Origin of the sequence: Pseudomonas sp. efr-133-TYG-103a, assembly GCF_030209235.1 — a bacterium.
Taxonomy (GTDB): Bacteria; Pseudomonadota; Gammaproteobacteria; order Pseudomonadales; family Pseudomonadaceae; genus Aquipseudomonas.
In genome coordinates this window covers 1-22,823 of sequence record NZ_JARVSK010000031.1, presented here as the reverse complement: position 1 = coordinate 22,823, position 22,823 = coordinate 1, and the positions used below count along the sequence as shown (strand labels likewise).

Below are 22,823 nucleotides of genomic sequence, written 5' to 3'. Positions count from 1 at the left end.
GAATTCTTGTTCGTGTCGGAATAACCAAGCGATTGATCGTTGGCCCTAATCGATGACTCGACGCGCGAGGCTGTCGGCGCAGTCGATCAGCACCCGCCGGTAGTGTTCGTAGTGCGCGCTGGCATCGGCCCGCGGGGCAACGATGCACAGGGTCGCGATACAGATGCCCTGCTTGTCCCGCACCGGCGCGGCGAAGCAATGGGTAAAGGTGTCGGCAATGCTGTTGAACGAGAAAAACCCCTCTTCGTGGGCCTTGCGGATCTCACCGATGAAGGTGTCCAGGGTCAGGCGCTCACCGCTGGGCAGAATGAAATCTTCAGGGTCGATCAGATCGATGATCTGTTGATCGCTGAGATGGCCGAGCAGCAAACGGCCCGAAGCGGTCCACGGGATGGGCGCGTCTTCGCCGATGTCGGAAGAAATGCGAAAGTGCCGGGCCCCTTCCTTCATCAGCGCGACGGTGTATTTGCGTCCGTTGAGCAGGCACATCTGCGCGGTTTCCCGGGTCTGCTCGACGATCTCGCCGAGGCTGATTTCCGCCTCACGGGTGAAGTCGAAATGGCGTAAATGCGCCTGGCCGAGAAAGTACAGCTGACGACCGAGGTAGACGTGCCCGTCCTTGCCGACCGTTTCCAGAATACGCCGCTCCAGCAGCGATCCCACCAGCTCATAGACCGTCGACTTCGGACTGCCGATGCCGCTGGCGATTTCGTTCGGCCGCAAAGGCGTGCCCTTTTCCTTGAGGAAATCGAGGATATCGAACGCCCGGTCGAGCCCGCGGGCCCGGCGTTTGATGGTGTCTTCGGTCATCGTGGCGCTTTCCATTGAGGCAGTTGTTTCTTGAAGGAGACTGGCAGTCTACCGTTAGCCCGGCGAGCAGGAACCTGTGGGCGCAAAATGATTTCGCACCCACGACGGTTCAGTGACGCCGCGCGATCCGGCACGTCGTCCTACGCCTTCTTCTTGTAGGCGATGCAATCGATCTCGACCTTGCAGTCGACCATCATGTTCGCCTGCACGCACGCGCGAGCCGGCGCGTGTTCAGGCTTGAAGTACTCGCCGAAGACCTTGTTGAAACTCCAGAAATCCCGAGGGTCTTCGAGCCAGACACCCACCCGCACGACGTCCTCGAGGCCGTAACCGGCTTCGGTGAGGATCGCCACCAGGTTCTGCATGGTCTTGTGGGTCTGCTCGACGATGCCGCCATTGATGATCTCGCCATTCTCAGCAGGCACCTGTCCGGACACGTGCAACCAGCCGTCGGCTTCGACCGCACGGGCGAATGGACGTGGCTGACCGCCACCTGCTGTGCTGCCAGCGCCGTAACGAGTAATGCTCATGAATATCTCCTTTGATTGAGCGTTAGAAACGAATGTTTTTGAGGAATTCGGCCAGTCGAGCCGACTTCGGCTGTTCGAACAGGCTCTTGGGCGGGCCCTGTTCTTCGATCCGGCCCTGGTTCATGAAGACGATCTGATCGGACACTTCATAGGCAAAGCGCATCTCGTGGGTGACCAGCAACATGGTCATGCCTTCTTCGGCCAGGCCTTTGATCACGCTGAGCACTTCACCCACCAGTTCAGGGTCGAGCGCAGACGTCACTTCATCGAACAGCATCAGACTGGGGTTCATCGCGATCGCCCGGGCAATCGCCACACGCTGCTGCTGACCGCCAGACAGCTGCCCGGGGAAATGATTGCGACGCTCCAGCAGACCCACCCTTTCAAGCCATTTCTCAGCCAGCGCCACGGCCTGATCCTTGGGCATCTTTTTGACTTTGAGCAGGCCGAGGGTGACGTTCTGCAGCGCCGTCAGGTGCGGAAACAGGTTGAACTGCTGAAACGCCATGCCGGTCATGGCGCGGTGTTGGGCGATGACCTTTTCTGGATGGCGCACGCGCTTGCCGTTGACGTCGCTGTAGCCGATGTCCTGCCCTTCAAGACGAATATGCCCGCCCTGAAACTCTTCCAGCAGGTTCACGCAGCGCAGCAGCGTGGTTTTGCCCGAGCCGCTGGAACCGATCAACGTGACGACATTGCCCTTGTTCATCTTGAGGTCGACGCCTTTGAGCACTTCGACCGGACCGTAGGATTTGTGCAGCCCTTCGATGCTCAGCAGCGCCGGGGCAGCGGTTGTGGTTTGAATCTGAGTCATGGCAAGGCCACCCGTTTTTCGATTTGCCGCCCAAGAAGCTCGATGGCGTAGTTGATGACGAAGAAGAGAAAGCCGGCGAACAGATAGAACTGCAGCGTCATGAAATTGCGCGCGATGACTTGCTGCGTGCTCAGCAGCAGCTCCGCGACACCGATCACCGACAGCAGCGTGGAAGCCTTGACGATTTCCGTGGACGAGTTGACCCAGGTCGGCAGGATTTGCCGCAACGCCTGGGGCAACAGCACGTAGCTGAGCGACTGGCTGAACGTCAGGCCAATCGCCTTGCCGGCCTCAAGCTGCCCGCGGGGAATGGCCTGCAAAGCGCCGCGCACGATCTCGGCAACGTGGGACCCGCAAAACAGCGTCAGCCCCAGCGCGCCGGCCTGGAACGCGCTGATTTGCCAGCCGAGCGCCGGCGCCATGTAGAAGCAGGCCAGCACCAGCACAAACACCGGCGTGCCGCGGATCAGGTCGACATAGCAGCGAAACGGCAGCCGCGCCCAGAGCTTCCCGTAGGTCAGGATCAGTCCGGCGAACACACCGATCAGCGTGCCGCAGACAATCGCCAGTGCGGCGCACTGAACACTGGTCATGAAGCCGGACCACAGCGCCTCGCGAGCGATCCACAACTCATGCAGCCAGGTAGGTTGTTCGTACATGTCGGCCTCCTAGCGGCGAATGGCCAGGCGCTGTTCGAGATAGCGCAACAGCATGGCGATGAGGTAACACGCGGCGACGTACAGCGCCGTGGTCACCAGCCAGGTTTCGATGACCCGGTAGCTCTCGACGTTGATCTTGCGCGCGTAATAGGTCAGCTCAGGGACAGCGATGGCAGCGGCCAGCGACGTGTCCTTGAACAGCGAGATGAAGTTGTTCGACAGCGCCGGCAGCACATTGCGCAGCATCACCGGCACGATGATGTACGCGCGCACTTGCCACTCGCCCAGCCCGATCGCCAGCCCAGCCTCACGCTGCCCCTTGTGAATGCTCAGCAGACCCGCACGGAACACTTCGGTCAGGTAAGCGCCGGCGTAGAGCGAAAGGGTGACGATGAACGAGGGAATCTTGTCCATGCGTATGCCCAGGCTCGGCAAGGCAAAGTAGATCAACAGAATCAGCACCAGGATCGGCGTGTTGCGAACCACCGTCACGTAGACCGACGCCACCAGACGCAAGGCCCGGTAGCGCGACAACATGGCAAACGCCGCCATCAGACCGATGACGCAGCCTATGGCGATGGAGATCAGGGCCAGTTCCAGCCCCAATCCAAGACCGGCGAGCAGGCTGGGAAAATCCCGCCAGACTGCCGCAAAGTTCAACTGATAATTCATGGTCAGCAGCACCTGGGACAGGAAGACACTGCGGCCTTCCCTGCCCCTTCAATGGCAGGTCGCGTTACTTGTATTCCATCGGGAAGCCGATCTGTGGCGTCGGCAGATCCACCCCGAACCACTTCTTGAAGGACTCCGCGTACGTCGGGAATTCCACGCCGGTCATGGCTTCATGCAGCGCGGTATTGACGAAGTTCAGCCAGTCCTGATCCCCGCGCTTGACGGCGCAGGCATAGGTTTGCGGGCTCCAGGCGAACGCCGGCGAGCGATAACGGCCGGGATTCTGCACCATCAGGTATTTGACCGATGACTGATCGGTGGCCGCGGCGTCGGCACGGCCCGAGTTGATCGCCTGATACATCAAATCAACGCTGTCGTACTGATCGACCTTGGCCTTGGGCAGCGCCTGATGCACCAGTTCCTCGGCGTAGACGTTCTGCAGCACCGCAACCGTGACACCGTCACCGGCGGCTTTGAGGTCGTCGATTTCCTTGTATTTGCTGTTGGCTGGCAGCAGCAGGGCAACACCTTCGCGGTAGTACGGCAGGGTGAACGCGACCTGCTGGGCGCGGCTGGCGGTCACGGTGATGAACTGACAGCTCATGTCCACTTTGTCCGTCAGCAGGTTGGGAATCCGCGCATCGGACGACTGCACGACGAACTCGACTTTGCCTGGATCGTTGAACAAGCCCTTGGCAACGATACGTGCGATGTCGATATCGAACCCCTGCAACTTGCCGTCTGCCCCCTGGAAATGCCAGGGCGCGTTGGTGCTGCCAGTCCCCACGACCAGATGACCGCGCTGCAAGACGCTGTCGAGCTTGCTGTCCGCTGCTTGCGCGGTGGAGACCGCCGTGGCCGCAGCGGCCAGGACGAGTGCAATAGCTTTCAGAAAAGAAGGTCCGCGATGCATGAGAAAAACCCCGCCGAGTGATAGTCAATTCCGCTATAGCGGAACAATGTATGTAACAACGGAATAGACAGCAGAAAGTGTGCCACACAAGACGCGACGAGTTGAAGCCGTTTAAAGCGCTGTTATTTCAACGGGCTGGCATTGGGGGAACACATTTGAATCCGACGTCGGCCTGATTCATCCCGCTACCAATTGCCACGCGATTGGGTAACAGGGCCCCATACGGGTGCGCGGTTGCGCCATGACCGCGCATGGCAGCAGCGATTCCGTTCGTCGCCCCTGCTGCACGAGACTCGGAGCAGAATGGCCTAAGCAATGACAATGACACTCCTAAGGAGGCATGAGATGACTCGCTCAAACCTGATTGGATGTTTGTTCACCGCGCTACTGGGCGCTTTGCCCTTAGCTGCATCGGCGCAAGACACCGCCGGGCCATTGGCCGGGCAGTCTTCGGGCTCGGTGCTGCCGCCTGGGGTAAATCCCTCCTCCCCGGCGGGTGGTAACGGCGGCGACGCCAACGGCTATGAAAAGCGCACGCCCACTCGCCCTGCCGACAGCGACGCGACCAGAAAGCAGGACGCGAAGGGGCAGATGCACAAGGAGTCCAGAACATCGTCCGATAAAGCGCCAGCAGGGTCCAAAAAAGCCACGCCGCCAGTGAACGGACAGTAACTGGAGCGTTCATAGCTGAAGGCCACTATTGGTTGTGCCGTCCCGGCGCGACCAGAGTGACCTATGATCTAGTCAGGAGACATGCTCTGAGTCATCAGGGGGAACATTGGCACCGTTAGTGCTTCAAAGCGATATGTGAAGCTTTTATGACAACTTCGTGACCTTGCATTAACGCTGAACATCTCACGGGTTGTACGGTGGAGGACCATCCAATGAAAGAACGAGCGACCGTCATCTGTCGGCGAGACAACCAGATACTCTATGTGCGCAAACCCAAGGCGCGCTGGACGCTGCCGGGCGGAAAAGTCGAAACCAACGAATCCCCCTCACAGGCGGCTGCCAGAGAGCTGCGTGAAGAAACCGGCTTGATTCTGGAAGAGTTGGCCTATGTGACGCGTTTCGAAGGCGGCACCGTTCTGCATCATGTGTTTGAGGTATCGGTCACGATGATCGCTACGCCGTCGCCAAAAAACGAAATCGCGGCGTGCAAATGGTTTACGGTCAAGGAACTGGGTGATCAGAAGGTCAACCCGTCTGCCAGATCGATCGTCAAAGCGTTTTTGAACAACGAAATTCCTTAACTTAAATTTTGTTGAGAGTTATTCACGTTTCTTTCACATCGTCTTCGGTAGCCTTCAATGGCTCCTCCAAGACTGACTTTTAAGCCCGCACTCCCCATCGCGGGCTTTTTCTTGCCTGCAATTTTCTGACAGGCCTCACCCCCGGCATCAGCGTGCCCTGCGCCAGGGATGCAAGAGGCTGTTGCAGGCAGATGCCAGGGATACCCAGATCAGCGCCACCGCGCCGGTCATGACACTGGCCTTGTGTTCTCGCAGAATGCCCAGTTGATCAGGCGTTGCTACGTAGGTCATGACGCCCAGAAAGACCGCGGCAACCGTGCTGGAGCATGCGGTGGTGATGATCACGACGTGCGACAGATCAGGCGTCTGACGGTGAATGCACGCACCGGCCAAATAGAAAACAATGAATAACACGCTGCAGATGACGGAGTAATCGAACTGACTCACTGACTGGCTCCGCCCTCTTCACGACTGATCCGGTTTCAATGCCTGAAAGCCGAACAGCGCGCCGAGCACTGCACCGATAGCCGAGCTGCCCAAGCCGGGAAACAGCATATTGGCGACAATGGCGGTCCCGGCGGTCAATGCGATCAGGCGCACATCCATAAGGCGGGCGGTCAACGTAGGAAAAGCAGGGTTCGAGGTGTGCTTGCGTAACATAGCGGTCTCCATCCATGAGTAATCGACACAACGGAGTCTGGTCAGTGAAGCGCTCGCTGACAATGATGGGACCGGAGAATCAGAGTTTTCCTACATCCGACTCACACCCTCGCGTTGAGCATTTCGTCGAGCCCGAGCCCTCGCCCCCCATATATCTGTAACGCCAGCTATGCGACAATGCGCGCCACTGTCCGGCACGAATCCCGCATTCATCACGCCAGCGCACCTGCTCAAGGTCGACGCTGAAGCTGTTTTTTTGTCTGCTGGTTCCACTGAAGGTGTGACACCTGCGGCTCGCCCGGCAATCCCCGACGGTATCACGCCTGCGTCGCGTCACTTCCAAGCTATTGAAAGGTAAGGTAATTGATTTCCACAGCTAACATCACCATGCAGTTCGGCGCCAAACCGCTGTTCGAGAACGTTTCGGTCAAATTCAACAACGGCAATCGCTACGGCCTCATCGGCGCCAATGGTTGTGGCAAATCCACCTTCATGAAGATTCTGGGTGGCGATCTGGAGCCGTCTGGCGGTCAGGTCATGCTCGAGCCGAACGTGCGTCTTGGCAAACTGCGTCAGGATCAGTTCGCGTACGAGGAATTCACGGTCATCGACACCGTGATCATGGGCCATGAAGAGCTCTGGAAGGTCAAGGCCGAACGCGACCGCATCTACTCGCTGCCGGAAATGAGCGAAGAAGACGGCATGGCGGTGGCCGAGCTCGAAACCGAATTCGCCGAGATGGACGGCTACACCGCCGAATCCCGTGCAGGTGAGCTGTTGCTGGGCCTGGGCATTCCACTCGAACAGCATTTCGGGCCGATGACCGAAGTCGCGCCGGGCTGGAAGCTGCGCGTTTTGCTGGCTCAGGCGCTGTTTTCCGATCCTGAAGTCCTGCTGCTCGACGAGCCGACCAACCACCTGGACATCAACACCATCCGCTGGCTGGAAACCATTCTCACGGCGCGTAACAGCACCATGATCATCATTTCCCACGACCGGCACTTTCTGAACAGCGTCTGCACGCACATGGCCGACCTGGACTACGGCGAACTGCGCCTGTTCCCGGGCAACTACGACGAGTACATGACCGCGGCGACCCAGTCCCGCGAGCAACTGCTGTCCGACAACGCCAAGAAAAAGGCCCAGATCGCCGAGCTGCAGACCTTCGTCAGCCGCTTCTCGGCCAACGCCTCGAAAGCCAAGCAGGCCACCTCCCGCGCCAAGCAGATCGACAAGATCCAGCTGGCCGAGGTCAAGCCATCGAGCCGCGTTAGCCCGTTCATTCGCTTCGAACAGACCAAGAAGCTGCACCGTCAGGCCGTGACCATCGAGCAGATGTCCAAGGGCTTCGACGGCAAGCCCCTGTTCAAGAACTTTAGCTTCACCGTTGAAGCCGGTGAGCGTGTAGCGATCATCGGCCCGAACGGTATCGGCAAGACCACTCTGCTGCGCACGCTGATGGGCGAACTGACCCCGGATTCGGGCTCGGTGAAATGGACTGAAAGCGCGGAGCTGGGCTACTACGCTCAGGACCACGCCCACGATTTCGAAGACGACGTCAGCCTGTTCGACTGGATGGGCCAGTGGACCCAGGGCGAGCAAGTCATTCGTGGCACGCTGGGCCGCATGCTGTTTTCCAACGACGAGATCCTGAAATCGGTCAAGGTCATTTCCGGTGGCGAACAGGGTCGCATGCTGTTCGGCAAGCTGATCCTGCAGAAGCCGAACGTGCTGGTGATGGACGAACCGACCAACCACCTGGACATGGAATCCATCGAGGCGCTGAACCTGGCGCTGGAGAACTATCCGGGCACGCTGATCTTCGTCAGCCATGACCGTGAATTCGTATCCTCGCTGGCCACTCGCATCATCGAGTTGAGCCCCAACGGCGTGACCGACTTCAGCGGCACCTACGATGATTACCTGCGCAGCCAGGGCGTGGTGTTCTAAACCCGCGTCGCACGCTGTCTGAACCCCGTCCTTGCGACGGGGTTTTACATGGGGCTGAATTCAGTGCAAGACAAAGTCGTTAGCCTGCTTTCATTTCTTCTCATGCCGCGCGATGATGGGGCACTCCCACCGCTCCAGCGAAGAGTCCCATGTCTGCTGCCCTGCCGCCTGATACGTCCGCTGCCAACGTCAGTTCCACGACGATAACCCTGCAAATCGTCTCTATCGTCTTTTATACTTTCATCGCGTTCCTGTGCATCGGCCTGCCCATTGCCGTCATGCCCGGCTATGTGCACGACCAGCTCGGCTTCAGTGCAGTCGTCGCCGGACTGGTGATCGGCTCCCAGTACCTGGCGACGCTGCTCAGCCGCCCGGTGGCCGGTCGAATCTGCGACACCATCGGCACCAAACGGGCGATTGTCTACGGTCTGTCCGGCATCGCGCTGAGCGGTGTCCTGACCGTCGTTGCGGTCCTGCTGCAGAGCTTCGCCGGGACCAGCCTTGTCATTCTGGTGATCGCACGTCTGATTCTGGGCGGTTCCCAAGGATTGATCGGCGTCGGCACCATCAGTTGGTGCATCGGCCAGGTCGGTGCGGAACACACCGCGCGCTCGATTTCCTGGAACGGCATCGCGTCTTACGGCGCCATTGCCATTGGCGCCCCGCTGGGCGTGCTGATGGTGGGTGCGCTGGGTTTCGTCAGCCTCGGACTGGTGCTTACCGCCCTGGCAGCCGGTGCACTGTTATTGATTCGCAACAAGCCTGCCGTGCCGGTGGTGCGCGGCGAACGCATGGCATTCTGGTCGGTGTTCGGTCGTGTCGCCCCTTACGGACTGGGCCTGACCCTGTCGTCGATCGGTTACGGCACGCTGACCACCTTCATCACGCTGTACTACGTCAACCGAGGCTGGGAAGGCGCTGCGTGGTGCCTGACGGTATTTGGCGTCTGCTTCATCGTCGCGCGGCTGTTCTTCATCAATGCGATCACCCGCTTCGGCGGCTTCCGCTCGGCCATCACCTGCATGTCGGTCGAAACGGTTGGACTGGTGCTGTTGTGGCTGGCTCCCAGTACCACCGTGGCGCTGATCGGCGCCGGATTGACCGGTTTCGGGCTTTCGCTGGTGTATCCAGCCATTGGCGTGGAGGCGATCAAGCAAGTGCCCAACAGCAGCCGCGGTGCGGGACTGGGCGCTTACGCGGTGTTCTTCGACCTGGCGCTCGCCATCGCCGGGCCACTGATGGGCGCCATCGCGCTGGGCTTGGGCTACGGCTGGATTTTCTTCTTTGCCGCGCTGCTGTCGATATTGGCCCTGGCGTTGACCGTGCTGCTGTCGCGTCGTCCTGCGGTGGACACGCGGGTCTGATCGGAGCAGCAGCGCCGGCAGAAAAAGCTGAACTGGCGACACGTGCCCCGGTCCGACGTAAACATCCCTCGCAACAGGAGCGTGCGTGTGACTCCCGACCCTGCAGGCATGAGTGCATCGTCCTCGGACCTGGCCGACGCGCCCGACGTTCATAAGCTGCGCGTTCTCACCGTCAACACACACAAAGGCTTCACGGCGCTGAATCGGCGTTTCATCCTTCCGGAATTGCGCGAAGCAGTGCGCAGTACCGGCGCCGATCTGGTGTTTCTGCAAGAAGTCCTCGGCGGCCATGACCGTCATGCGGCCCGTTACCAGGACTGGCCGGTCACCTCTCAATATGAGTTTCTTGCCGACAGCATGTGGAGCGATTTCGCGTACGGCCGCAACGCGGTCTATCCCGACGGTCACCACGGCAATGCGATTCTGTCCAAGTACCCGATCCTGCACTATCGCAACCTCGATGTATCGATCACCGGCCCTGAGCGGCGTGGTCTGCTGCATTGCGTCCTGCAGGTGCCCGGGCATGCTGAAGTGCATGCGATCTGCGTGCATCTGAGCCTGCTCGAGAGTCATCGGCAGTTGCAGCTGGATCTGCTCTGCGCGCTGCTGGATTCGCTGCCCGATCACGCGCCCGTGGTCATCGCCGGTGATTTCAATGACTGGCAATTGCGCGGCAACAAGCGTCTGGGCCGATGCGAATACCTGCACGAGGCGTTCGAACGCAACCTGGGTCGACTGGCCAAGACCTACCCCGCCCGGTTTCCGCTTCTGCGTCTGGACCGCATCTACCTGCGCAACGCCACCAGCCACGACCCCAGAATTCTGGGCACCCGGCCTTGGACGCATCTGTCCGACCACCTGCCGCTTGCCGTGGAAGTGCACATGTAATTGCGGCATCGCCCGCAAGCGACCGCTGCCGTTTGTCCGGTAAGCGGTTAATTCTTTAAACCAACGTTCGCCCGCCTCATCCCAAATAATGCGAGCCACATGACTCGCCTTACTAACAACAAGAGGTACGCAATCATGGCTAATACCGGAAAGTCGAACCCTGGCAATTTTGCAAACGATCGCCAGAAAGCCTCTGATGCAGGCAAAAAAGGCGGCCAGGCTTCGGGCGGCAGCAACGTCGCCAATGACCGGCAGAAAGCATCTGATGCAACCCGCGATGACGCGAGCAAGAAAGGTGGTTCCATGCCACAAGGCGGCGCAGGCCGTAAATCCTGATCAGCGATTGCCAGGAGAATCGAGCGAGGGCGAAAGCTCTCGCTCTTTTATTTTGGCGTGACGTCTTTGTTCACTTTGTTCAGGTGTAGAACCGGCAGCGCCGGTCCATCCCCGGAAATCACCCCAGCAGCAGCCTCTTATTCATCCCCCTCGATTAACGGCACCGTGGCATCGCGGTCAAACTGCGAGCCCGGATCTTCGTTGCCCGGATCATTGTCGACGTCGACTTCCACTTCCTCATCGTGCTCGAAAGCGCCTGGCACCGCGGCGCCGAGCCGGTCTGAAGGGGTATTTACTGTGATGTGCATGGCAGGGTCCTCATATCAGGCAGGTCGCTCGCCTGCTTTGGCGAAGCGTTGGTTCAAGGTAGAGATTAGCTCGAGCTGACAGTCCAGTGCGTTGCATCCTCCGCGAACTGCAGCTGCTCGACCCGATGGGCGATCCCGCAGGAAAGCGAGTCTTCGGCGCGGATGACTTTTTCTTCGGCCGACAGGCACCGGCCAATGTCCAGCGGGTGCGCGGCACCGTCGGTTTCACTCAGGTAAATATTCACGTAGCGCTGCAGGTCGTTGTCCAGGCTACGCAGGTATTCGCGCAGCCGAGAATGATCCACTGAGCTTTGGTTGAAGTACCAGTTCATCGGGTGAATCAGGAAACGCGAATGCGGACAGGCGATTCGCTCCTCGGCGGCGAGATAAATGACGATGCCCATGGATTCGATGTTGCCGCTGTTAAGCGCTCGAATCGGGACGTTGAGGGATTTGAGGAAGTTGTAGATGGTGAACCCCAGCGCCGTGCTGCCGCCTGCGGTGGACAGGTTCAGCAACAGGCCGGTGGCGCCTTTGCCGATGGCCTCCAGGCAACGATCACGAAAATGCTCGGTGCTGGTCTGATCGACCCCACAATGGAAATGGATGATGTGCTCACTCATCTACTGCCCTCCGCTTCCGGGAAATCACCGCGGCCTGATAGGTTGGAAGCTGCGCTGCCGCTGAAAGTTGCATGCTGCCCTCACGCCGCGCAGTCAGTCCGGGAGCGCAACGATCCGGCCCGCTCGCACCGAACTCCTGCTTCAATCAACGATCAGTACAACACACCGCGCACCGTCGATGACACTGCACGCGCGCTTTTCCATGACGCACAGAACAGGACATTTTCATGAGTCTGCACGACAAGATTATCGGCCATCTGGGCTTCGGCGCCGCGCCACTGGGCAACATGTTCCGCACCATCAGCGAAGAGGAAGCCGCCGCCACCGTGCAATCGGCGTGGGATCAAGGCATCCGCTATTTCGACACCGCACCGGTCTATGGCGCCGGCCTGTCCGAGCAGCGCCTGGGCAAGGCGCTCGCCGACCATGCGCGAGACGAATACACTCTCAGCACCAAGGTCGGCCGACTGGTTTCTGACGAACTCGACACCGCAGCCCGGAGCGGCCCGTTCAGCGAAGGCCTGAAAAACAAGATCATCACTGACTATTCGGCGGATGCGACGCTACGCTCGATCGAGGCCAGTCTGAAACGGCTGAACACTGATCGCCTGGACATCGTGTTCGTCCACGACGTCGCGCAGGACGCCCATGGTGATGAATGGATCGAGCATTTCAATGTCGCTCGCAAAGGGGCCTTCCGCACCCTCACCCGCCTGCGTGAAGAAGGCGTGATCAAGGCGTGGGGGCTGGGTGTCAACCGTGTCGAGCCGTGTGAACTGACGCTGGACCTGAGCGAAGCACAGCCCGACGGGTTCCTTCTGGCCGGCCGATATTCGCTGCTGGACCACGATCAGCCCCTGCAACGGCTGTTCGCCAAGGCTCGGGAGCACAACGCCGAGTTCGTCGTCGGCGGCCCTTACAGTTCGGGGGTGCTGGTGGGCGGCAAGCATTTCGAATACCAGGAAGCGCCACAGGCGATGCTCGACAAGGTTGCGCACATTCAGGAGATCGCCCGTCAGTATCAGGTCGACATCAAGTCAGCAGCATTGCAGTTCGTCCTCGCCAACCCGCTGGTGGCCGCCGTCATTCCGGGGGCCAGCCGCCCTTCCCGGATCGCTGAAGACGTCGCCGCCCTGCACGCCCAGGTGCCAGTAGGGTTCTGGCAGGCGATGCGCGATCAGGGCTTCATTTCGCCTCAGGCGCCGGTGCCGGCAAAAGACTGAAGACGGACCGCTTCGGCGCCATGCATTATTCGCCAGTGAATCGGTCGCCGCCGGACGGCCGACCTTGATCCCCCGCACGAGGCCTCACTGATGCGAATTCTGATCGTCAACGTCAACACCACCGAGTCCATGACCGACACCATCGCCGGGCAAGCCCGCAGCGTCGCGTCACCCGGCACTGAAATCGTCGGTCTGACCCCGCGCTTCGGCGCCGAATCGGTGGAAGGCAACTTCGAGAGCTACCTGGCCGCCATCGCCGTGATGGACCGCGTGCTGTCCTACGACCAGCCTTATGACGCGGTGATTCAGGCCGGTTATGGCGAGCATGGTCGCGAGGGGCTGCAGGAGTTGCTCGACGTGCCGGTGGTGGACATCACGGAAGCGGCCGCCAGCCTGGCGATGCTGCTGGGCCATTGTTATTCGGTGGTCACCACGCTGGATCGCACTGTGCCGTTGATCGAGGATCGCCTGAAGCTGGCCGGCGTCTTCGAGCGCTGCGCGTCAGTGCGAGCCAGCGGCATGAGTGTGCTGGAACTGGAAGAACAGCCAGACCGCGCCATTGAGGCGATCGTCGAGCAAGCCGCTGTCGCGGTGGCGCAGGACAAGGCCGAGGTGATCTGTCTGGGCTGCGGCGGCATGGCCGGTCTGGACCAGAAGATTCGCGACCGCACCGGCGTGCCCGTGGTCGATGGCGTGACTGCGGCGGTGGCGCTGGCCGAATCGCTGGTGCGCCTGGGCTTGAGCACCTCCAAGGTCAGGACGTACGCCACGCCACGGCCGAAAAAGATCGTCGGCTGGCCCATCACGAAATGAGCACACGATGATTCGCCTGCTCTCGCCGAATCGTTTAGTATCGCCGCCGCCGGTTTCCACTCGGAATTAATAGGGAATCCGCGAGCCCTCATTCGGGCTCAAACGGAACTGTCCCCGCAACTGTAGGCGCTGAGCCCTGCTCCATGTTTGCCACTGGGTTATCCCGGGAAGGCCGGATCAGGACGACGACGCGCCAGTCAGGAGACCTGCCGGCAAGCTTCACTCATTCGCCGGCGGGGTGTCCGGGAAGGACTCCCGCCTGCGCGTTTTGCGCCTGAATGCTTCGCCGCGTGAACACGCAGCGACGGGATGTGCTTTCCAGTGTCCGCCTGCCACCGACAGGTCCACTGGAGTCGCCCTACATGCCGCTGCGCCGTTTCGCCCTTCTGCTTACCGCCGTGACACTGTCCACTGCCGCGCTGGCGACTCCCGCGCCGGCAACGTCCACTCGTTATCCGCTGACCCTCGACAACTGCGGCGTGCCGCTGACGTTCACTCACGCGCCGCTCAAGGCCGTGACCATCGGCCAGGCCGCCACCGAAATGCTCTACGCCCTAGGCGTGGGCGAGCATGTCGCGGCGACCTCGTTGTGGTTCAACGCGGTACTGCCGCAGTACAAGGCAGTCAATGACGGCATCGAGCGTCTGGCCGATAACGCGCCGGGCTTCGAATCGGTGATCGCCAGACGCCCGGATTTCGTGCCGGTGCAGTTCGAGTGGATGGTCGGGCCACAGGGCGCCGTCGGCACCCGGGAGCAATTCCATGACCTGCAGATCCCGACCTATATCTTGCCGTCCGACTGCGAGGGCAAGAACAACAGCGTCGGCGCCGACGGCACGCGACTCGAGGCGTTCCGGATAGACACGCTGTACAAGAGCATTCGCCAACTGGCCGAGATTTTCGACGTGCAGGCTCGTGGCGAGCAGTTGGTGGCCGGCTATCAGACGCGGCTGGCGAAGGCCGTCGAACATGCCAGAAAGGCTGACGGCAAGCAGGTGTCGGCCGTGTTCTGGTTCTCCAGCCCTGACATCAACGTCGATCCGTATGTGGCCGGGCGCAAGGGCATTCCGGCGTTCATGCTCGACACCCTGGGCATGCGCAACGTCATCGACTCCGACGAGGAATGGCCGACAGTGGGCTGGGAAACCATCGCCCGGGCCAATCCCGACATTCTGGTCATCGCCCGCATGGATCGCCGCCGCTTTCCCGCCGACGATCACGAAAAGAAACTGGCCTTCCTGAAATCCGACCCGGTCACCCGCAACATGGCGGCGGTCAAACAGAACCGGATCGTCATCATGGACGCCAGCGCCATGGAATCCAGCGTGCGGTTGTTCGACGGCATCGAGCAACTCGGCGACGCCGTGCACCGGGTAACCGACGTTCAATGAAGCCTTCCAGTGCAGGACGATTCATCGCCCATGGCGCGTGGGTCAGCGCGGCGTTGCTGATGGCGGTGATGGCCGGGGTGGCGATCGGCGAGACGTCGATCGGTCTGCCGGTGATCGGCCAGGTGCTGGCGAACAAGCTGTGGGCCGCCGGCTATGCGGTGGACGCCATCGATGAAGGCATCATCTGGAATTACCGCCTGACCCGCGCCATTGTCGCCGCTGCCTGCGGCGCCGGTCTCGCGGTCTCGGGCGTCGTGCTGCAATCGCTGCTGCGCAACCCGCTTGCCGATCCCTATCTGCTGGGCATCTCTGCGGGCGCTTCGACCGGCGCAGTACTCGTCGCGATCATCGGCCTGGGCGCCGGGGCGATCTCATTGTCGGCCGGCGCTTTCGTCGGCGCGGTAGCGGCTTTCGCATTGGTCGCGCTGCTGGCGCGCTCGTCCCGAGGCCAGACAGCCACAGGCCAGATCATTCTCGCAGGCATCGCCGGCTCACAATTGTTCAACGCCCTGACCTCCTTCCTGATCACCAAATCGGCCAGCGCCGAGCAGGCGCGCGGCATCATGTTCTGGTTGCTCGGCAATCTGAGCGGCGTGCGCTGGGCATCGGTGACGCTGGCTGTGCCGGTGGTGCTGGCGGGTTTGCTGGTCTGTCTCTGGCACCGACGCTCGCTGGACGCCTTCACCTTCGGCGCGGATTCCGCAGCGTCGCTGGGCATTCCCGTGCGTCGGGTACAGGCGATCCTCATCGCGACGGCGGCTTTGATGACCGCCGTGATGGTGTCCATTGTCGGCTCCATCGGTTTCGTCGGCCTAGTGATTCCCCACGCAGTGCGCATGATGACGGGTGTCCGTCACGCTCGACTGGTGCCCTTGAGTGCATTGAGCGGTGCGCTGTTTCTGATTGCCGCCGACGTGCTCTCACGCACTCTGATCAAGGGCCAGGTCTTGCCCATCGGCGTGATCACCGCGTTGGTGGGTGCGCCGGTGTTTGCCCTGATCCTGCTCCGCGGAAACCGCTCACGATGAACGCGCCGCTGCCACTTGCCGAAAGCGCGCTTGCCGCGCACGACCTCAGTTATACGATCAATGGCGCGCCGCTGCTGAGCCACGTCAGCCTGTGCATCAGAAAAGGGGAAAACCTCGGCATCGTCGGGCCAAACGGTTCGGGCAAGTCAACCCTGATCAGGCTGCTGGCAGGCCTTCAGACGCCTACGGCGGGGAGTGTCTGGCTGAACGGCGAGCGGCTGACGAGCCTGACGCGGCGTGACATCGCGCAACGGCTGGCGGTGGTCGAGCAGCACGCGCAGACCAGCGATTCGATCAATGTACTGCAAGCCGTGGAACTGGGTCGTACGCCCTGGCTGTCCGCGTTGAGCCCTTGGCGAGAAGTCGACAGCCAAATCGTTGCGCAGGCCATCGCCAGCGTCAGCCTCGATCATCTGACGCAGCGAGCCTGGCAAACGCTGTCTGGAGGCGAGCAGCAACGGGTGCATATTGCCCGCGCGTTGGCTCAACGCCCCAGGGTTCTGCTGCTCGACGAGCCCACCAACCATCTGGACATCCAACAGCAGCTGTCGATTCTCAAGCTGGTTCACACCTTGCCCGTCACCACCGTGATCGCGCTGCACGATCTGAACCAGGCGCTGGCCTGCGATCGTCTGGCCGTGATGGACAAAGGCCGGCTCATCGCGGTGGGTGCGCCATTTGAAGTACTGACACCTGAACGCCTGCGCGAGACGTTCGGCGTCGTCGGTCACTGGCTCACGGACCCAATCGACAACGCGCGGATCCTGCGGCTGCGCTGCGTCTGAGCACACTCGACGCTGTCAGTTGCCCTGCTCGAACTGGCCTTTGCGCTCCATGATCATTCGCTCGCCACTTTGCTGGCGTTGCTGCTGCATCGAGTCGCTGCTGCCGTTGACCGCAGGCGAGGCAGAAGAGCCGGTGCCATTGCCGGGACGCAACGCCGGATTGGTCGTGCCGACATTGCCGTTGTTCACACCACTGGCGTTGTTGACGCCATTGGCGCCCGTGGCCGTGGTGTTATTGCTGTTGCTGCCGTTGGTATGGGTCGCGTCGGTGCCATTGACATTAATGCCATTGGTGCCGGTGGCGTTGGTATTGCTGCTGTTACTGCCATTGGTCCCGGTCGCATTGGTGTTGCTGCTGTTGGTACCGTTGGTACCGGTGGCGTTGGTGTTGCTACTGTTACTGCCGTTGGTGCCGGTCGCGTTGGTATTGCTGCTGTTGGTGCCATTAGTGCCGGTCGCGTTGGTGTTGCCGCTGTTGCTGCCATTGGTACCGGTGGCGTTGGTGTTGCCGCTGTTGGTGCCGTTCGTGCCTGTTGCGCCAGTGCGCGCGCCGGACGTGGACGAACCCGCACCGCCTGCCGCGCCTGCACCCGCACCGCCGCCACCTGTTGCGCCACCCCCTGTCGAGCCGCCTGCGCCGCCCGCGCCGATACCGGACGCCGCCAGCAGGATTGGCGCCGAGGCCGACGTCTGCGCCATGGCGCCCATCGACACTGTCGCAGCACCCACAAACAGCAGGTTGAGCCATCTTTTCCGTGAACTGATCATCGTCGTATCTCCAGAAAAACCGCGTGAGATCTTCTTTCGAGGTCAGACGCTCGCCAGCGTTCGGCCTTTTTTGTTTGCCAGTAGCCAGCTGCTGAATATTCCGCGCGATCTGCAAGAACGTACCAGACAAGTCGCTGGCGGACGCCGATAATCCGCGCTTTGAGCAGGAGTCTTTATTCGTGCAAGTGATTCACTCAGGTCGGGGCGACGCCTATCGTCGGGGCGCGCTGGCCATTCTGCCGTTGTCGCTGGCGTGCGCGCCGTGGGGTTTGCTGGCAGGATCGCTGGCCATCGACGCCGGGCTGACGCCCGCGCAAGGCCAGGGGCTGTCGGCATTCGTGTTCGCCGGCGCCGCGCAGATCGTGGCGATCGGCATGCTGAAAAGCGGCACCAGCATGCTGTCGATCCTGCTCACCACCCTGCTGCTCACCTCGCAGCATTTGCTCTACGGTCTGCACATGCGCGCGCACCTGAGTGCACTGCCGATGCGCTGGCGGGTGGGCATGGGCTTTCTGCTCACCGACGAGTTGTTTGCCATGACCAGTCACCACGACCCGCGCAGCTTCGACCGCTGGTACGCGCTGGGTGTCGGGCTGACGTTCTACCTGCTGTGGAACCTGTTCACCTGCGCCGGAATCGTGCTGGGCAACAGCATCCCGGGGTTGTCCCGGTTGGGACTGGATTTCTCCATCGCAGCGACCTTCATCGCCCTGATCACGCCGAACGTGCGCAATCTGCCGACGGCGGTGTGCGTGGCCGTTTCGCTGATGACATCGGTGCTGTTCAGTTACCTGAAAATCGAAGCGGCGCTGATTCTTTCAGGCCTGGCGGGCATGAGTGCAGGGTTCGTCTGCAAACGTTACAAGGAGATCACGCAATGACGGCGTGGCTGGTCATTCTGTTCATGAGCGCGATCCTGTTCATGAACCGCTACCTTTTTCTGGAGCCGCGGCTGCCGTTGAAGTTGAGCCGCAACGTCCGGGATTTCCTCGGCTTTGCCGTACCGGGGCTGCTGACGGCGATCTGCGCGCCGATCATCTTTCTGCCAGACGGCGAACTGACGCTGGCGCCGACCAACCCTTATCTGCTGGCCGGGCTGTTCGCAGTGGCAGTGATGATCTGGAAGAAAAACGTGCTGCTGACGCTGTTCCTCAGCATGGCGGTCTTCTACCTGCTGCGCGCGCTGCTTTGACCAACGAGTGGGTGCGGCAGTCGCCTGCCGCGCCCAGTCGCGCTCACATGCGTTGTGCCACTGTGCTGGTGTCGACGCTCGGCGCCTGATCCGGCGTGACTGACAAGGGCTCGATCTTGCCGACGATGAACAGGTAACTGAACGCGCCCAGCAAGGCGAAGGCACCTGCAGTCATGAGTGGCGCGGTGAACGAGCCATTGCCCATCACCAGCATGAACCCGGTAAACGTGGTGATGAAGATGCCCGCGGTATTGGAGGCGAAGTTCTGTATCCCGCCAATCGAGGCCACATGGGCCGGGGTTGGCGCCACGTCGGCAGGCAGGCACCAGATGCTGGCACCGGCAAACGCCAGACTGGCATACGCCAGGCTGAAAAACGCCAGCATCGCGTAGGTGTTATCGGTGAACACCGACAGCGAGATGCTCGACGACATCAACATGCCGCCCACGATGCAGGTCTTGCGCGCCGCCGTCAGGCTCCAGCCGCGACGGTAGAGCGCGTCCGAGGTCAGGCCGCCGATCCAGCCGCCGACGATCGAAGCGATGGCCGGAATGGTCCCGAGCGTGCCGAGAGACTTCAGCGAAAAACCTCGCTCGGTCACCAGATAGGTCGGGAACCAGGTGATGAAGAAGTAGATCACGAAGTTCAGGCAGAAGAACCCCAGCATCATCCCCCACAGTGTGCGGTGCCTGAACAACGACGCCCATTTGACCTTGGGCCGCGCGGCCAGCGTCGCCGCTTTTCCCGCTTCATGCTGTTCGATGGCAGCGACGGCCTGCGGCTCCTTGTAGATGAGGAACCAACCCACCACCCAGACCAGGCCGACAGCGCCGGTGATGATGAACGAGGCGCGCCAGCCCCACAGTTCGATGATCAACGCCACCAGTGGAATCGACAGTGCCGAGCCGACCCGCGAGCCGCTGTCGAAGATGCTGGTGGCAAAACCGCGTTCTTTCACATCAAACCACTGGCTGACGATCTTGGCGCAGGACGGATAGGCGCCCGCCTCGCCGACGCCGAGCATCAGGCGACAACCGAACATGCTGGCAAGGCTGCTGGCCGCCGCCGTGGCTGCGGTGAACAGCGACCACCACGCCACTGCCAGGGGCAGCGCGATCTTTGCACCGACCTTGTCGACGAACCAGCCGAACGGCATCTGCATCAGCGCGTAGGTCCAGAAAAAGCCGCTGAGCAGCAGGCCCATCTGCCCTGAGCCCAAACCGAGTTCTTTCTGGATATAAGGGGCGGCAACCGCAAGGTTGGCCCTGTCGATGTAGTTGATGGCCACCGCGAGGAAGCACAGAAAAATTACCAACCAGCGCCCTTTCTGCATGGCGAGTCCTCCTAATTATTTTTATGAGTAAGACTTCGTTGGAGCTTCAGACAGCGCTCTGGACCTGTTCCACGCGAGGTTCATCGTTGCCTGTAAAGCACAGCGTGAACCCGTGAATTGGCCTGACCAAATATCCGAATGCAGCCGATACTAGACCCGAAAAGCCGGTTATGGAAACTCGCTGAAGCAATTTTTGAGCGTTTTTATGCCGGACGGTCGACATTTGCATTATTTGGCCTGACCAATCTATGCTCGTCCACGCCCTCCTCTCCTGACGCATCGGCGGCGTTGGCGCGGAGCGCGATCGCATCGAAACTCATAACAACAAGGACTCAGCGATGAAGATGACCTTCCGTTGGTACGGGGACAGCGACCCCGTTACCTTGCAGTACATCCGCCAGATCCCCGGCATGACCGGCGTGGTGTCCGCCATCTACGACATTCCCGTGGGCGATGTCTGGCCGCTGGAAAAAATCCAGGCGCTCAAGGCCCGTGTGAATGCCCACGGCCTGGCGCTTGAAGTCATCGAAAGCGTGCCGGTGCACGAAGACATCAAGCGTGGCCTGCCCACCCGCGATCGCCTGATCGATCACTACGCGCAGACGTTGCGCAACCTCGCCGCTTGCGGGGTCAAGGTGGTCTGTTACAACTTCATGCCGGTCTTCGACTGGACTCGCTCCACGCTGGCCATGGAGTTGCCGGACGGCTCGACCACGCTGGCGTTCGACGTCGCGGTGATCGAACAGGCCAATCTTGACGACGGCATCAGCCTGCCGGGCTGGGACGTCAGTTACGAGCCGCACATCTTGCGTGCGCTGATCGAGGAATACGCGCAGGTGAGTGAAGACACCCTGCGCGAGAGGCTGGCGTATTTTCTCGAGCGGATCATTCCAGTGGCGCGCGAAGCGGGCATCAAGATGGCCCTGCACCCCGACGATCCGCCCCGCTCGATGTTCGGCATGCCGCGGGTGGTGAAGAACCGCCAGGACCTGGCCCGGATCATGGCGATGGTCGATGACCCGGCCAATGGGCTGACCCTCTGCTCAGGCTCGCTGGGCGCCGATCTGGGCAATGACATTCCGTCGCTGGTGCGCGAATTCGGCGCTCAGGGCCGCATCCACTTCGCGCATTTGCGTAACGTCAAAGTCAATGAGGCTGGCGATTTCTACGAGACGGCTCATCGCTCCGAAGACGGCTCACTGGACATGGGCGAGATCGTCAAGGCATATGTGGAAACGGGGGTCGAAGGCTATTACCGGTCCGACCACGGCCGCATGATCTGGGGCGAAACCGGCAAACCGGGTTACGGGTTGTACGACCGGGCGTTGGGCGCGGTGTACCTGAACGGGCTCTTCGAAGGGATTCGCAAGGCCATGCCGGCCCATTGACCCATGTCGCGGCAGCATCAGGGAATGACGAGCGTCTGCATGAACGCGGCGTGTCCTGAAGCGTCGGCTCAGGCCTGCTCCGAATCCATGCCGTCCAGCCAGCGCGCTTCTGATCGGCGCAGGTGTTCGCGCATGGCCGTCTGCGCGCCGATCAGGTCACGCGCCTGGACGGCTTGCAAAATCGCTTCATGCTCGGCCACGGCGATGGCCCAGGTTTCACGCGTTTCGGAATGCTCGCTGACGTGCGCCGTCAGCGGGCTGTAGCGCTCTTCGAACAACGAAGTGATGATCCGCACCAGCGTTGAATTGCCGCTCATTTTTGCCAGCCGCTGATGGAATTTCCGGTCGTCATCCAAGGCCGGAACGCCTTTCAGCGCGCCCTCGCGCATCTTGTCGATGCAGGTTTGCAGATAACGATAGTCGGCCTTGGTGCCATGCAGGCAAGCCAGCATGACGCTCTCACCTTCAATGAGCGCGCGGGCCTGCATCAGTTCTGACGGGCTTTCACCCAGCGTGCGGGTCTTGCCCTTGACGCCCAGCAGATGCTCGCAGACGTAAATGCCTGACCCCATGCGGATCTCGACGCTGCCCTCGATCTCCAGTGCGATCAGCGCCTCGCGCAATGAAGGCCGCGACACGCCGAGCAACTGCGCCAGGTCGCGTTCCGGCGGCAGGCGCGAACCGGGTTTGATGCCGTGCTTGCGAATGTGCTCGCGCAGACGATCAGCAGTTATCTGGTAAAGGCGTCGTTCGGTGGGGAGGCTTGGCGCAGTCATGAATCACGTTCCATCGGTCTGCGCCGGAGCATACCACAGGCCCGACAAGGCCCCGATAGGCAAACCAGGGCGAGCGAGATCGGCTACGAATGCAGAACTTCGAAGCCATCTGACCACAGAACCCGTACGAACGCATTTGGCGGGAACTGCTCTGTCCATCCGCCACAGCTCTACCGGCAAGACCCAAGCTTTCGTGAGCAAGCTCACTCCCACAGGGATCTGAGGCATACCCAAACTCTCCGGCCAGACCCACATCCCGTGGGAGCGAGCTTGCTCGCGATGACTGACCTCCAGCCGAAGCATCTCCACCGGACACACCGGCCAATTCGCGGGCAAGCGCGCTCCT

The 22,823-nt window shown here is 61.1% G+C and carries 27 protein-coding genes and 1 riboswitch; of the genes, 14 read left to right on the top strand and 13 right to left on the bottom strand.

Annotated elements, in window-relative coordinates:
• Window positions 1–45: 45 nt before the first annotated feature.
• The 6 genes from QRN36_RS22835 to QRN36_RS22810 all read right to left on the bottom strand — a co-directional run bounded on the left by QRN36_RS22835 (window position 46) and on the right by QRN36_RS22810 (window position 4,398).
• Complete coding sequence (locus QRN36_RS22835) at window positions 46–810, bottom strand: IclR family transcriptional regulator (RefSeq protein WP_285426133.1); 765 nt, start codon at window positions 808–810, stop codon at window positions 46–48.
• A 140-nt stretch (window positions 811–950) separates the two neighbouring features.
• Entirely contained in the window at window positions 951–1,340 is a 390-nt protein-coding gene (locus QRN36_RS22830; protein ID WP_062381403.1) for a RidA family protein, read from the bottom strand.
• Window positions 1,341–1,362: 22 nt separating this feature from the next.
• Window positions 1,363–2,154, bottom strand: a complete 792-nt coding sequence (locus tag QRN36_RS22825) for an amino acid ABC transporter ATP-binding protein (RefSeq protein WP_285426132.1) — start codon at window positions 2,152–2,154, stop codon at window positions 1,363–1,365.
• Window positions 2,151–2,813 (bottom strand): amino acid ABC transporter permease, encoded by a 663-nt coding sequence (locus QRN36_RS22820; RefSeq protein ID WP_285426131.1) that lies wholly within the window; start codon window positions 2,811–2,813, stop codon window positions 2,151–2,153. The genes QRN36_RS22825 and QRN36_RS22820 overlap by 4 nt, the downstream gene beginning before the upstream one ends.
• Before the next feature lie 9 nt (window positions 2,814–2,822).
• Window positions 2,823–3,485, bottom strand: a complete 663-nt coding sequence (locus QRN36_RS22815; protein ID WP_093460024.1) for an amino acid ABC transporter permease — start codon at window positions 3,483–3,485, stop codon at window positions 2,823–2,825.
• Between the two features lie 64 nt (window positions 3,486–3,549).
• Window positions 3,550–4,398: a transporter substrate-binding domain-containing protein gene (locus QRN36_RS22810; protein WP_285426130.1), complete on the bottom strand. Its 849-nt coding sequence runs from the start codon at window positions 4,396–4,398 to the stop codon at window positions 3,550–3,552.
• A gap of 345 nt (window positions 4,399–4,743) precedes the next feature.
• Between QRN36_RS22810 and QRN36_RS22805 the strand changes: the two genes are divergently transcribed.
• Together QRN36_RS22805 and QRN36_RS22800 are read left to right on the top strand one after the other, a co-directional pair.
• Entirely contained in the window at window positions 4,744–5,070 is a 327-nt protein-coding gene (locus QRN36_RS22805) for a hypothetical protein (protein ID WP_285426129.1), read from the top strand.
• 212 nt (window positions 5,071–5,282) lie between these two features.
• Window positions 5,283–5,651 carry an NUDIX hydrolase gene (locus QRN36_RS22800; RefSeq protein ID WP_285426128.1) on the top strand — a complete coding sequence of 123 codons (369 nt, stop codon included), beginning with the start codon at window positions 5,283–5,285 and terminating at the stop codon, window positions 5,649–5,651.
• 147 nt (window positions 5,652–5,798) lie between these two features.
• On the opposite strand, the gene QRN36_RS22795 is transcribed toward QRN36_RS22800, so the two are convergent.
• Window positions 5,799–6,098: a hypothetical protein gene (locus QRN36_RS22795; protein ID WP_285426127.1), complete on the bottom strand. Its 300-nt coding sequence runs from the start codon at window positions 6,096–6,098 to the stop codon at window positions 5,799–5,801.
• 18 nt (window positions 6,099–6,116) lie between these two features.
• On the bottom strand, window positions 6,117–6,311 hold the full coding sequence (locus QRN36_RS22790) for a hypothetical protein (protein WP_285426126.1): 195 nt from the start codon (window positions 6,309–6,311) through the stop codon (window positions 6,117–6,119).
• Between the two features lie 363 nt (window positions 6,312–6,674).
• On the opposite strand from QRN36_RS22790, the gene QRN36_RS22785 reads away from it, so the two are divergent.
• From QRN36_RS22785 to QRN36_RS22770, 4 genes are all read left to right on the top strand, one after another.
• The gene (locus QRN36_RS22785) at window positions 6,675–8,261 is read left to right on the top strand and encodes an ABC-F family ATPase (protein ID WP_285426125.1); all 1,587 of its coding nucleotides are present in this window, start codon (window positions 6,675–6,677) and stop codon (window positions 8,259–8,261) included.
• 149 nt (window positions 8,262–8,410) lie between these two features.
• A complete protein-coding gene (locus tag QRN36_RS22780; RefSeq protein WP_285426124.1) occupies window positions 8,411–9,625 on the top strand; it encodes an MFS transporter in 1,215 nt (404 codons plus the stop codon).
• A gap of 108 nt (window positions 9,626–9,733) precedes the next feature.
• Window positions 9,734–10,513, top strand: a complete 780-nt coding sequence (locus tag QRN36_RS22775) for an endonuclease/exonuclease/phosphatase family protein (RefSeq protein ID WP_285426196.1) — start codon at window positions 9,734–9,736, stop codon at window positions 10,511–10,513.
• A 135-nt stretch (window positions 10,514–10,648) separates the two neighbouring features.
• Window positions 10,649–10,849 (top strand): general stress protein, encoded by a 201-nt coding sequence (locus tag QRN36_RS22770; RefSeq protein ID WP_093458899.1) that lies wholly within the window; start codon window positions 10,649–10,651, stop codon window positions 10,847–10,849.
• 137 nt (window positions 10,850–10,986) lie between these two features.
• On the opposite strand, the gene QRN36_RS22765 is transcribed toward QRN36_RS22770, so the two are convergent.
• Together QRN36_RS22765 and QRN36_RS22760 are read right to left on the bottom strand one after the other, a co-directional pair.
• Window positions 10,987–11,157 carry a hypothetical protein gene (locus QRN36_RS22765; RefSeq protein WP_285426123.1) on the bottom strand — a complete coding sequence of 57 codons (171 nt, stop codon included), beginning with the start codon at window positions 11,155–11,157 and terminating at the stop codon, window positions 10,987–10,989.
• A gap of 65 nt (window positions 11,158–11,222) precedes the next feature.
• Entirely contained in the window at window positions 11,223–11,780 is a 558-nt protein-coding gene (locus QRN36_RS22760) for an ATP-dependent Clp protease proteolytic subunit (protein ID WP_285426122.1), read from the bottom strand.
• Window positions 11,781–12,007: 227 nt separating this feature from the next.
• Here QRN36_RS22760 and QRN36_RS22755 point away from each other — a divergent pair, with 227 nt between their 5' ends.
• The 5 genes from QRN36_RS22755 to QRN36_RS22735 all read left to right on the top strand — a co-directional run bounded on the left by QRN36_RS22755 (window position 12,008) and on the right by QRN36_RS22735 (window position 17,020).
• On the top strand, window positions 12,008–13,003 hold the full coding sequence (locus QRN36_RS22755; protein WP_093458901.1) for an aldo/keto reductase: 996 nt from the start codon (window positions 12,008–12,010) through the stop codon (window positions 13,001–13,003).
• A 90-nt stretch (window positions 13,004–13,093) separates the two neighbouring features.
• Window positions 13,094–13,816, top strand: a complete 723-nt coding sequence (locus QRN36_RS22750; RefSeq protein WP_285426121.1) for an aspartate/glutamate racemase family protein — start codon at window positions 13,094–13,096, stop codon at window positions 13,814–13,816.
• Window positions 13,817–13,849: 33 nt separating this feature from the next.
• Window positions 13,850–14,045: riboswitch (cobalamin riboswitch) on the top strand.
• Between the two features lie 133 nt (window positions 14,046–14,178).
• Window positions 14,179–15,207 (top strand): ABC transporter substrate-binding protein, encoded by a 1,029-nt coding sequence (locus QRN36_RS22745; protein ID WP_285426120.1) that lies wholly within the window; start codon window positions 14,179–14,181, stop codon window positions 15,205–15,207.
• Window positions 15,204–16,235 carry an iron ABC transporter permease gene (locus QRN36_RS22740; protein WP_285426119.1) on the top strand — a complete coding sequence of 344 codons (1,032 nt, stop codon included), beginning with the start codon at window positions 15,204–15,206 and terminating at the stop codon, window positions 16,233–16,235. The genes QRN36_RS22745 and QRN36_RS22740 overlap by 4 nt, the downstream gene beginning before the upstream one ends.
• Entirely contained in the window at window positions 16,232–17,020 is a 789-nt protein-coding gene (locus QRN36_RS22735) for an ABC transporter ATP-binding protein (protein WP_285426118.1), read from the top strand. Before QRN36_RS22740 ends, QRN36_RS22735 begins: the two co-directional genes overlap by 4 nt.
• 15 nt (window positions 17,021–17,035) lie before the next feature.
• On the opposite strand, the gene QRN36_RS22730 is transcribed toward QRN36_RS22735, so the two are convergent.
• The gene (locus QRN36_RS22730; protein WP_285426117.1) at window positions 17,036–17,788 is read right to left on the bottom strand and encodes a hypothetical protein; all 753 of its coding nucleotides are present in this window, start codon (window positions 17,786–17,788) and stop codon (window positions 17,036–17,038) included.
• A 185-nt stretch (window positions 17,789–17,973) separates the two neighbouring features.
• Between QRN36_RS22730 and QRN36_RS22725 the strand changes: the two genes are divergently transcribed.
• On the top strand, window positions 17,974–18,669 hold the full coding sequence (locus QRN36_RS22725) for an AzlC family ABC transporter permease (RefSeq protein ID WP_285426195.1): 696 nt from the start codon (window positions 17,974–17,976) through the stop codon (window positions 18,667–18,669).
• Window positions 18,666–18,980 (top strand): AzlD domain-containing protein, encoded by a 315-nt coding sequence (locus QRN36_RS22720; RefSeq protein ID WP_285426116.1) that lies wholly within the window; start codon window positions 18,666–18,668, stop codon window positions 18,978–18,980. The genes QRN36_RS22725 and QRN36_RS22720 overlap by 4 nt, the downstream gene beginning before the upstream one ends.
• 43 nt (window positions 18,981–19,023) lie before the next feature.
• Here QRN36_RS22720 and QRN36_RS22715 read toward each other — a convergent pair whose 3' ends face one another.
• The gene (locus tag QRN36_RS22715; protein ID WP_285426115.1) at window positions 19,024–20,313 is read right to left on the bottom strand and encodes an MFS transporter; all 1,290 of its coding nucleotides are present in this window, start codon (window positions 20,311–20,313) and stop codon (window positions 19,024–19,026) included.
• A 338-nt stretch (window positions 20,314–20,651) separates the two neighbouring features.
• Here QRN36_RS22715 and QRN36_RS22710 point away from each other — a divergent pair, with 338 nt between their 5' ends.
• Complete coding sequence (locus tag QRN36_RS22710) at window positions 20,652–21,701, top strand: mannonate dehydratase (RefSeq protein ID WP_285426114.1); 1,050 nt, start codon at window positions 20,652–20,654, stop codon at window positions 21,699–21,701.
• A gap of 68 nt (window positions 21,702–21,769) precedes the next feature.
• Here QRN36_RS22710 and QRN36_RS22705 read toward each other — a convergent pair whose 3' ends face one another.
• Complete coding sequence (locus tag QRN36_RS22705) at window positions 21,770–22,477, bottom strand: FadR/GntR family transcriptional regulator (RefSeq protein ID WP_285426113.1); 708 nt, start codon at window positions 22,475–22,477, stop codon at window positions 21,770–21,772.
• Between the last annotated feature and the right edge of the window lie 346 nt (window positions 22,478–22,823).

Bases quoted from the DNA above. Each gene is read 5' to 3' on its own strand.
- QRN36_RS22835 (WP_285426133.1), bottom strand. From the start codon at position 810: ATGACCGAAGACACCATCAAACGCCGGGCCCGCGGGCTCGACCGGGCG.
- QRN36_RS22730 (WP_285426117.1), bottom strand. From the start codon at position 17,788: ATGATCAGTTCACGGAAAAGATGGCTCAACCTGCTGTTTGTGGGTGCT.
- QRN36_RS22790 (WP_285426126.1), bottom strand. From the start codon at position 6,311: ATGTTACGCAAGCACACCTCGAACCCTGCTTTTCCTACGTTGACCGCC.
- QRN36_RS22735 (WP_285426118.1), top strand. From the start codon at position 16,232: ATGAACGCGCCGCTGCCACTTGCCGAAAGCGCGCTTGCCGCGCACGAC.
- QRN36_RS22760 (WP_285426122.1), bottom strand. From the start codon at position 11,780: ATGAGTGAGCACATCATCCATTTCCATTGTGGGGTCGATCAGACCAGC.
- QRN36_RS22705 (WP_285426113.1), bottom strand. From the start codon at position 22,477: ATGACTGCGCCAAGCCTCCCCACCGAACGACGCCTTTACCAGATAACT.
- QRN36_RS22780 (WP_285426124.1), top strand. From the start codon at position 8,411: ATGTCTGCTGCCCTGCCGCCTGATACGTCCGCTGCCAACGTCAGTTCC.
- QRN36_RS22815 (WP_093460024.1), bottom strand. From the start codon at position 3,485: ATGAATTATCAGTTGAACTTTGCGGCAGTCTGGCGGGATTTTCCCAGC.
- QRN36_RS22775 (WP_285426196.1), top strand. From the start codon at position 9,734: ATGAGTGCATCGTCCTCGGACCTGGCCGACGCGCCCGACGTTCATAAG.
- QRN36_RS22740 (WP_285426119.1), top strand. From the start codon at position 15,204: ATGAAGCCTTCCAGTGCAGGACGATTCATCGCCCATGGCGCGTGGGTC.
- QRN36_RS22800 (WP_285426128.1), top strand. From the start codon at position 5,283: ATGAAAGAACGAGCGACCGTCATCTGTCGGCGAGACAACCAGATACTC.
- QRN36_RS22830 (WP_062381403.1), bottom strand. From the start codon at position 1,340: ATGAGCATTACTCGTTACGGCGCTGGCAGCACAGCAGGTGGCGGTCAG.
- QRN36_RS22805 (WP_285426129.1), top strand. From the start codon at position 4,744: ATGACTCGCTCAAACCTGATTGGATGTTTGTTCACCGCGCTACTGGGC.
- QRN36_RS22755 (WP_093458901.1), top strand. From the start codon at position 12,008: ATGAGTCTGCACGACAAGATTATCGGCCATCTGGGCTTCGGCGCCGCG.
- QRN36_RS22825 (WP_285426132.1), bottom strand. From the start codon at position 2,154: ATGACTCAGATTCAAACCACAACCGCTGCCCCGGCGCTGCTGAGCATC.
- QRN36_RS22810 (WP_285426130.1), bottom strand. From the start codon at position 4,398: ATGCATCGCGGACCTTCTTTTCTGAAAGCTATTGCACTCGTCCTGGCC.
- QRN36_RS22710 (WP_285426114.1), top strand. From the start codon at position 20,652: ATGAAGATGACCTTCCGTTGGTACGGGGACAGCGACCCCGTTACCTTG.
- QRN36_RS22820 (WP_285426131.1), bottom strand. From the start codon at position 2,813: ATGTACGAACAACCTACCTGGCTGCATGAGTTGTGGATCGCTCGCGAG.
- QRN36_RS22720 (WP_285426116.1), top strand. From the start codon at position 18,666: ATGACGGCGTGGCTGGTCATTCTGTTCATGAGCGCGATCCTGTTCATG.
- QRN36_RS22765 (WP_285426123.1), bottom strand. From the start codon at position 11,157: ATGCACATCACAGTAAATACCCCTTCAGACCGGCTCGGCGCCGCGGTG.
- QRN36_RS22750 (WP_285426121.1), top strand. From the start codon at position 13,094: ATGCGAATTCTGATCGTCAACGTCAACACCACCGAGTCCATGACCGAC.
- QRN36_RS22715 (WP_285426115.1), bottom strand. From the start codon at position 20,313: ATGCAGAAAGGGCGCTGGTTGGTAATTTTTCTGTGCTTCCTCGCGGTG.
- QRN36_RS22770 (WP_093458899.1), top strand. From the start codon at position 10,649: ATGGCTAATACCGGAAAGTCGAACCCTGGCAATTTTGCAAACGATCGC.
- QRN36_RS22745 (WP_285426120.1), top strand. From the start codon at position 14,179: ATGCCGCTGCGCCGTTTCGCCCTTCTGCTTACCGCCGTGACACTGTCC.